This is a genomic window from bacterium (genome assembly GCA_041648665.1).
Taxonomy (GTDB): domain Bacteria; phylum UBA10199; class UBA10199; order 2-02-FULL-44-16; family JAAZCA01; genus JAFGMW01.
Window position 1 is genome coordinate 1 of record JBAZOP010000132.1, and the last position, 5777, is coordinate 5777.

Consider the following 5777-nt stretch of genomic DNA (forward strand, 5'->3'; position numbering starts at 1 on the left):
GAGCGGTGATTATCTTTTCGAAGACCGTGCGCTCTTCGAGATACATGCCGAGCGACTCAAGGCCGAGGACCTGTTCCTTCGCCAGGAGCCTTATCACCACCTTCTCCCCGTACATCGTGGGATAGGTCGAGATGCGCATGTCGAGGAGATGGCCGGCCAGCCTGATGCGCACGCGGCCGTCCTGCGGCACCCTGCGCTCGGCTATGTCCATGTTCGCGATGATCTTGATGCGCGTGACGATCGGCAACTGCATCTGCTTGGGGAGTATGATCCTCTCCTCGAGGACTCCGTCTATGCGGTTGCGAATCTTGATGGCGCCCGCCTGCGGCTCGATGTGTATGTCGCTGGCGTTCTCCCTCACCGCCGTGCGCATGATCCTGTTGACCTCGGAGACGATGCGGGCGCCGGACGCTATCTCGCGAAGCCTGTCCGCCACCTCTTCCCCGGTGTCGGCGCCGTACTCCACCACCTCGATCTCGTCGGCCTTCTCATCGGAGGGTTCCACCAGCCTATAGCTCTCCGCCACCAACTTCTCGATCTCGGCCGCCGAGGCAAGCACCGGCTGAATGCGGCACTTGAGCGCGCTGCGGAGGTCGTCCAGAGCGAAGACGTCCAGTGGGTCGGCCATCGCCACCGTGATGGTGTCCTCGATCTTGAAGAGCGGCATGAAGTGATATTTCTTGGCGAGGCTCACGGGCACCAGTTTGATGACCTCCTGGTCTATCGTATAGTCCTTCAGCGACATGAAAGGGATATTGAGCCGCTGGCTCAGGAACTCGAGGACCTGCTCCTCCGAAATGAAACCCTTCTTGATAAGGACATGCCCGAGGTCGCCGCCGAGGTTCTTGAGGGTCTCCTGGGCAACGGCCAGCTGGTCAGGGCTGATGAGCCCCTCATCCACCAGCTTCTGTCCGATATTGTCCAGGACCTGGAAACTGACCTGAGCCATCGCATCCCCCTGCAAATATAAAATCTTAGCAGGCAAGGAGGGTCAGGTCAACGCGCTTGGTGATTGGCTTCATCAGGATTCATATGATATAGGGTGTCTCGATGCGCCTTCTCGATGACAATCCTCCCTCTGCGCCGGTCTATGCAGCTCCCATAGCAGCACTGGTAGTGGCCCTGGGCGCCATCATAATCACGGGGTTCGACGTCTGGTGGCAGCTCGCAACAGGATGGGTGATAGTCAATCTCAAGATCATCCCAGGCAACGACATATTCTCATTCACCGCCTTCGGAGCGCCCTGGATCAACCACCAGTGGCTCTTCCAGGTGGTCCAGTGGCTGATCTTCGATCACCTGGGAGAGAGCGGCCTGGTCTTCTTCAAGGCGGCCCTGCTCGGCAGCGGCACATGGCTGGTCTTCCGAACGACCTCATACCTCACATCGTCCAGAGACATGGCGCTGTGGAGCGCAATCATATTCCTCTGGGGGGTCTCGTTTCGCGTCATGAACAGGCCGTTCATGGTCGTCATCATCCTGATAGGCGTTTACTGCCTCATCATCCACAGATACATAAGGCGCGATACAAAGGCGATATGGCTGCTCCCCCTGCTGCAGGTGATCTGGATCAACTGCCACGGCGGCGGCCTCCTGGGGCCCGCTTTCGTCCTCGCCTTCGCCGTTGGAGAGACGGTGCAAACACTTCTGCCTTCCGGATTCGGCGGGCCTCCCCCCATCGAAAGGCGCAAGATCGAGAGGCTGTGGCTCATAGGACTGGCCTGCATCGCCACGAGCCTCATAAACCCCTGGGGAGCGGAAATATTTCAGTATTTCACCGACTTGAAGAAAATGGGGACCGTGCTCATGTACACGCAGGAATGGTTCCCGCCGCTCAACCCCAAGCTGGACTATTCGATACCACCGTACATCTATATGTTGACCGTGCTCGGCACGTTCGTCTCTTTTGTGTGCAACGCAAAGAGGGCGCGGCTTTCCTTTCTCTTTGTGTCAGGCTTCACGTCTCTCCTGCTGATCCGCGGACACCGCTTCGGGCCCGAGATGCTCGTCGCGAATCTCCCGCTGATGTTCATGAATTTCAAGGAAAGCCTCTTGCCCGCGCGCGCGCCCAGACCGCAGCGATCGTGGATCCACGTCTGCCTGGCCTCCGTCATCGCGGCGCTGGTGCTGATATTCGGGGTGCCCATCTCGATGGTAGACAAACCCATCGTGAGGATGGGGCTGGGGGCGCCCGCCTTTTCAGCGCCCACGCACCTGGTGGATTTTCTGGAATACCATAACATCAGGGGCAGGGTCTTCAACGACATGGGCCTGGGCGCATACATGATCTTCAGGCGCTGGCCGAGAGAGCGGGTCTTCATCGACGGCCGCACGCCGGTATACGGCGACGAGTTCTTCAAGGAGTTCATCGAGGCATCAAACAACTCGCGCAACTTCGACGAAACCATGGAGCGTTACGACATCGACTACCTCGTCTTCAACAGGATCAATCTCTGGGGAAGCCGCCACATGCACAAGTACCTCTGGGAGAGCAAGAAGTGGCGCCTCATTTACGCCATGGAGGACGGGCTGATCTACCTCAAGGACGTGCCCAAGTTCGAAAAACTAATCAAAAAGTTCGGCATCAAGAGGAATCCCCTCATCGAAGAGATGGAGCGGATGGAGAAGGCCGGAATCAAATGAAACGAGAAAGCTACTTCAGAGCGCACAGGCCTTCCGTCGTCATCTGCCTCGCCTCCCTCTTCGGATTTTTGATCTCCGCGAGCGCGGTCGAGATAGCGGGGTTCGACCTGTGGTGGCACCTGGCCATCGGCCGCGCCATGTCGATGCTGGGACAGATATTGCGATACGACCTGTTTTCTTACACCGCCTTCGGCGCGCCGTGGGTGAACCAGGAGTGGCTCTTCCAGCTCCTCCAATGGCGTCTGTTCGATCTTGCGGGGACCGACGGGCTGATAGCGGTCAGGGTCCTCATGGCCGCCGCGATATCACTGCTGCTCTTTCGCACGATAGACTTCCTCTCGCGTTCCAGGAACCTGGCTATCTGGGGCGCAGTGCTGTTCATCTGGTCAAGCTCTTACAGGATGATGGATCGGCCGTTCTTCCTCGGCATGCTCTTCCTCGCCGCATTCTGCCTCGTGCTCCACAGATACGTCCGGGACGGGACGCGCGCGATATGGGCGCTGCCGCTGTTGCAGGTGCTCTGGATCAACTGCCACGGCGGCGGCCTCCTCGGCCCCATGATCCTCTTTGCGTTCGCCTTCGGCGAGACCATGCAGGCGCTGCTTCGACAGAGGCTGGGCGGCCCCGAGCCTCTCGGTTGGGCGAAGATCAGGGCGCTATGGCTCGTCGGGTTTGCCTCGCTGGCCGCTTGCGCGCTGAATCCGTGGGGCATCGACATATTCCCGCTCTATCTGGAGCTGAACAGGGCGACCACCATCCTCAGTTTCACGGACGAATGGCTCCCCCTGCTCCACCCTGAGCTGGACATGATAGTGCCTCCCGCCATCGCCCTGGCCGTCGCGGCCGCGTCCCTGGCCTCGTTCGCTGCAAATGCCAGCAGGATAAGGTTCTCCAGCCTGATGCTCGCGGCCGGCACGATGTTCCTGCTGGCCAGGGGTCATCGGTTCGTGCCGGAGATGACGCTGGTCAACCTCCCCCTCATGATGCAGAACTTCGCCGAGCTGCGGAGAAAACCGGGACAGGCATCGAACGTCGCATGCTGGATCAACGTCGCCGCCGCGTTCGCGATATCCGCCATGACGCTCGCCTTCGGCATCCCGATGAAGTTCGAGCACAGGCTCTGGAGCAGGCCCGGCCGCGGAGTCGCCTATTACAGCGCCCCCGCGAACCTCATCAAGTTTCTCGACGAGTACGGCATCAAGGGCCGCGTGTTGAACGACATGGGCCTGGGCGGCTACCTCATGCTCACGAGGTGGCCCGGGGAGAGGGTCTTCATCGACGGCCGCACGCCGATATACGGCGACTCCTTCTTCAAGGAATTCATCGAGGCGTTCAGGAACAGCAGGAATTTCGAAGAGCTGATCAGGAAATACGACATAGATTACATCCTCTTGCCGGGCTACAGGGCGTGGGACCAGGGCCTGCTCCACAAATACCTCTGGGGCCATCCGGAATGGCGGCTCGTCTTCGGGACCAACGAGGGGTTCGTCTATCTCAGAGACAGGCCGAAATTCAAAAAGCTCATCCAGGAGCTCGCGCTCGACAAGAATCCCGCCATCGAGATGATAGAGAGGGTGGAGAAAGGGATCGATCGTCTTTAGCTTGATTACTTTATACCCTTCATATACTTTTCACAGCCGGACGGATACCCAGGGAGGCTCACGATGTCGCTAGAACTCACCGATCTGCTCACCGAGGCAATATCCAGGAACGCAAGCGACCTGCACATAAACACCGGCGTCCCTCCTGCGTTCCGCATCGACGGCACCCTGGTGCCGGCCTCCGACAAACCGCTCACCGCAGAGCACGCCAAGGAGATATGTTTCCAGTGCCTGAGCCAGGAACAGGTCATGAAGCTGGACTCGCAGAGGACCATCGACCTCGCATTCAGCGTCGGCGAGCGATCGAGGGTCCGCGCCAACCTGTTCTATTCGCTCGACACGATCGCCGGCGCCTTTCGAGTCATTCCGTTCATCATACCCGAGCCCGAAGAGCTCGGCCTGCACGACTGCATGTTGAAGATAACCGAAAAAGCGAGGGGCCTCGTCCTCGTGACGGGGGTCACCGGCAGCGGCAAGTCCACCAGCCTCGCCGCCATGATCGAGCGGATAAACCGCACCCGGCACGACCACATAATAACGATAGAGGACCCGATCGAATACATCTATACGCAGAAGAACTGCATCATAAACCAGCGCGAGATCGGCCAGGACACCTCCTCATTCCAGAGCGCCCTGAAATACGCGCTCCGCGAAGACCCGGACGTGGTGCTCGTGGGCGAGATGCGCGATCTGGAGACGATCCAGAACGCGATCACCATCGCCGAGACGGGACATCTCGTATTCGCGACTTTGCACACCAACACTGCGGTCCAGACCGTGGACCGCATAATCGACGTCTTCCCGCCCCACCAGCAGCCGCAGGTGAGGACGCAGCTCTCATTCATCCTGGAGGGGATATTCTGCCAACAGCTCATTCCCCGAATCGGCGGCGGCCGAGCGCTCGCGGTGGAGGCCCTTCTGCCCAACTCCGGCATGCGCAACATGATCCGCGAAGGCAAGACCCACCAGATCCCGGCGCAGATGCAGGTGGGACAGAAGGAAACCGAGATGTTCACCATGGATCAGTCCCTGGCCGGACTCGTGAAGAAGGGCTTGATCGAAGAAAAGGAAGCGCGCCGCAAATCCGTGGACGTGAACGACTTCAACGCAGCCCTTCGCTGACAGTGCATTAGTCCGGTTTTGCAAAGTAAATCAGCCCTTTACAACCCTTCAGGCTTTCTGCTAGTGTCTGCGCCGTTAAAACTCCCTCATCACTTACGCTACTTACGCTAAAGAAAAGGAGCAAGCTGCATGTCAGGTCACAATAAATGGTCTTCCATAAAACACAAAAAGGGGGCCGCGGATGCCAAACGAGGCAAGCTCTTCTCGAAGTTCATCAAGGAGATCACGATTGCCGCACGGATCGGGGGCGGTGATCCGGATCACAACCCCAGGCTTCGCACTATTCTTGACAAGGCGCGTGCAGCCAATATGCCCAATGACAACGTCGCCCGCGCAATCAAAAAGGGAACGGGAGAGCTCGAGGGCTCAACCTACGAAGAGATAACCTTCGAGGGATACGGCCCCAGCGGC

Annotated in this window: 5 protein-coding genes; 4 read left to right on the top strand and 1 reads right to left on the bottom strand. The window is 58.9% G+C overall.

From position 1 onward, the window contains the following. Window positions 1-949, bottom strand: a 949-nt coding sequence (locus WC683_18985) for an ATPase, T2SS/T4P/T4SS family (protein ID MFA4974697.1), incomplete at its 3' end; no start/stop codon positions are given. A 101-nt stretch (window positions 950-1050) separates the two neighbouring features. On the opposite strand from WC683_18985, the gene WC683_18990 reads away from it, so the two are divergent. From WC683_18990 to WC683_19005, 4 genes are all read left to right on the top strand, one after another. Further along, window positions 1051-2643 (top strand): hypothetical protein, encoded by a 1593-nt coding sequence (locus WC683_18990; protein ID MFA4974698.1) that lies wholly within the window; start codon window positions 1051-1053, stop codon window positions 2641-2643. Beyond that, a complete protein-coding gene (locus tag WC683_18995; GenBank protein ID MFA4974699.1) occupies window positions 2640-4244 on the top strand; it encodes a hypothetical protein in 1605 nt (534 codons plus the stop codon). The genes WC683_18990 and WC683_18995 overlap by 4 nt, the downstream gene beginning before the upstream one ends. A 63-nt stretch (window positions 4245-4307) precedes the next feature. Next, on the top strand, window positions 4308-5366 hold the full coding sequence (locus WC683_19000) for a PilT/PilU family type 4a pilus ATPase (GenBank protein MFA4974700.1): 1059 nt from the start codon (window positions 4308-4310) through the stop codon (window positions 5364-5366). A 129-nt stretch (window positions 5367-5495) separates the two neighbouring features. Next, a partial coding sequence (locus WC683_19005; protein MFA4974701.1) for a YebC/PmpR family DNA-binding transcriptional regulator occupies window positions 5496-5777 on the top strand: 282 nt, incomplete at its 3' end.